Consider the following 2,592-nt stretch of genomic DNA (forward strand, 5'->3'; position numbering starts at 1 on the left):
CTCCAATGGTCGGCACTTTTTGAGGGAAAAAAAGTCTAAAAGCCTTATCCAACAAGGTTTTTAGATTTATTCAGCAAGCCCTAATTATAGTCATTTCAATTATTAAGATTGAATCGTATCAGACTTATCTGAAATGACTATCCCTTTTGAAGGACTAATCTTCTGATAAGAAGAGTCCAGGCGAAAAAAAGCCAAAAAGTAGCGGAATGTATAGCGCGCCACTACATCTCAGAAAAAACCTCTTACAATAGAGACAAAAGTGATCGGAGATCAATGGGGGTGAACGTCATGTTAGTGATTTTAACCGACGAACACATTCTCGATACGGGTTCTGTCTGTCAGGGCTGTCTTTTAGCCAACCAGCAGGGGCAACCCCGGTGGCGAGAGGGTAAACTAGGCTGTGGTCACTCCTTGGGTAAAGGAGGAAGCCAACAGCCCAATCTCTACGAGTGTCAGATGGGCTTTACAATTGCTAATATTGAAGGCTAATCGGACCTTTTAAATGCTCAACTTAGAGTTGAGTTAGGGGGATTTTCTTGGGACTCGGAGGAGAGAATCAAGGCTATTACTAATCCCCAATTCAGTTTAGATACAATGACAATAATGGCTGAGGGTTTCGTAGCATCGATCGTAGGCTTTTTGGGCTTGGGTTAAAACAGCGTCGGAAATTTCTATATCTAATTTTCTGGCTTGTTTAATAATTTTACCCGCTTTGATATTCTCGGAAGAATCTCCTATACCGCGGCTGCCAGTGGTTTTTAAAACTCGATATTCTTCAGAAAATCCCGTTTTAGTATCGAGATGACTTTGTAAACTATTAAAGACCAATTGACTTTGGTTTAATACCTGATCGTGGGTGATAAACAAACTCTTTTCTTTGCTGTTAATTAATCGAGCATAACTTTCTAAGGTGGCTAAACGACCGGTATAATAACCCAGGGCGTGCTGCTCGTTTTGATGGGGTTTAATATCTAGAATACTCGCTAAAGTGCGCTTCGGTTCTCGTAGTAAAAATATGGTTTTAACCGCATCAGATTGCAAAAAACTATGGTCTAAAAACTTCTGATCGTGAAGAACTTTATCTAAAATATATTTATGATTCATGTTGAAATCTTTCAAACGCCAGTAGAGTTGAAACATTAAAGTTTTAAAATCCTGTTCACTCTCATAAACCAGATGAGTTTCGCCAAAACCGATAATTTCAGGATTAGAATTGAGGATATGGGTCAATAAAGACGAACCCGATCGCATATGGCTAAGAATAAATAAAACCTGATAGGGTTGGGGACGAAAGAGGATTTTATAGGGGTCTTTGGGTATATCAATGCGTGCCTGAAAATACTTATAAGTTAAACGATGGGTTAAACCCTGCCAAGATTGGGGTAGGCGATCGAGGGCTATAGTCATAGGTTAATCAGGAATTGTGTCAACTTGTCGCGAAGATTCCCCTATAATGTATCCCATTTAAGACCCAAACAAAAGTGAGGTTTATACAAAATGGGATTGCCAAGTTGTTCGCTCTGGTTTTTTACGGCGCGAACCGATGTCTGGTTTATGATGAACACTATTCCCCATCTAGTCAAAATGAGTCAGTTTCCCTTCGATGAAAAGGTACTCGCTATTGACACGGCCCCTTTAAGCGGGGAAAAGGTTAATCGCCCCGGACTGGGTACAATGGAGGAGTTAAGAGCCTGTGGTGAAAAATTAGTTAAAGATGGCATAATCGATCGCCTAGTGGATTTTAACTACGATCCCAGCTATCGTCAGCGCATCTATCAAAAGCATTTCGGCAGTCCCCTCCGTTCCACCCATAACTACAAAGGTTATCCGATTTTCGGCTCGATCTTCAAAATCGAGTCATGTCGCAGCGATTATATGGTCCATTATGACAGCGACATGATGCTCTACCAAGAACCGGATTACAGTTGGATCCGCGAAGGGATCGAGTTAATGGAAACCCATCCAGAAATGATGTTTGTGCGTCCTTTGTCCGGTCCGCCGCGGCCCGATGGTACGATTTATTCTCAGCATCCCTGCACGAAAAATCCCGACGGATTCTATCAATTTAAATTTTTTGGTAGTCGTGCCTATCTACTTAATTGTCGTCGCTACGATCGCCTTTTACCGATCACCCCCCTCTGGCGCTCTTATAAAAATACCTTTCTCGATCATTTACCCGATGGTTTAAAAGCTTGGGGCAATATTTTGACTGGGAAAGGAAAACTCGACTCTTGGGAAATTATGGTTTCTCGCTCCCTAGAACAAAGCAACTACTATCGCGCCACTCTCACCAATGCCAAGGGTTGGACTTTGCACCCCAACGAGCGCTCTGCCGCTTTTAGGCAAGCTTGGCCGACTATTATCGAAAAAATCGAAGCGGGTATTTACCCACCGCCCCAAGCTGGTTATTATGACCTGATTCCGGAATTATGGTATTAAAAGAGCGTTATTTCTCTAGATTTGAGGTGAGGTGGTACTTAGAGATTGCTGGTGAAGCGATCGCCGCTTAGATTTCATAGCACCAGCTAAGTAGGTGGGTGGAATTAAATATAAGATGAACGTAGGTTTGGTTGAAGCATGAAACCCAACGCC

Annotated in this window: 3 protein-coding genes; 2 read left to right on the plus strand and 1 reads right to left on the minus strand. The window is 42.3% G+C overall.

The window, feature by feature from the left end:
- Positions 1-288: 288 nt before the first annotated feature.
- Positions 289-489 carry a hypothetical protein gene (locus IQ242_RS22165; protein ID WP_002735656.1) on the plus strand — a complete coding sequence of 67 codons (201 nt, stop codon included), beginning with the start codon at positions 289-291 and terminating at the stop codon, positions 487-489.
- A gap of 96 nt (positions 490-585) precedes the next feature.
- Here the strand turns inward: IQ242_RS22165 and IQ242_RS22170 are convergent, their stop codons facing one another.
- The gene (locus IQ242_RS22170) at positions 586-1,407 is read right to left on the minus strand and encodes a sulfotransferase family protein (protein WP_193961431.1); all 822 of its coding nucleotides are present in this window, start codon (positions 1,405-1,407) and stop codon (positions 586-588) included.
- 90 nt (positions 1,408-1,497) lie between these two features.
- Between IQ242_RS22170 and IQ242_RS22175 the strand changes: the two genes are divergently transcribed.
- Positions 1,498-2,439: a hypothetical protein gene (locus tag IQ242_RS22175; RefSeq protein ID WP_190720278.1), complete on the plus strand. Its 942-nt coding sequence runs from the start codon at positions 1,498-1,500 to the stop codon at positions 2,437-2,439.
- The last annotated feature ends 153 nt before the right edge of the window (positions 2,440-2,592 follow it).

Source organism: Microcystis sp. LEGE 08355, from assembly GCF_015207185.1.
GTDB classification, from domain to species: Bacteria; Cyanobacteriota; Cyanobacteriia; order Cyanobacteriales; family Microcystaceae; genus Microcystis; species Microcystis panniformis.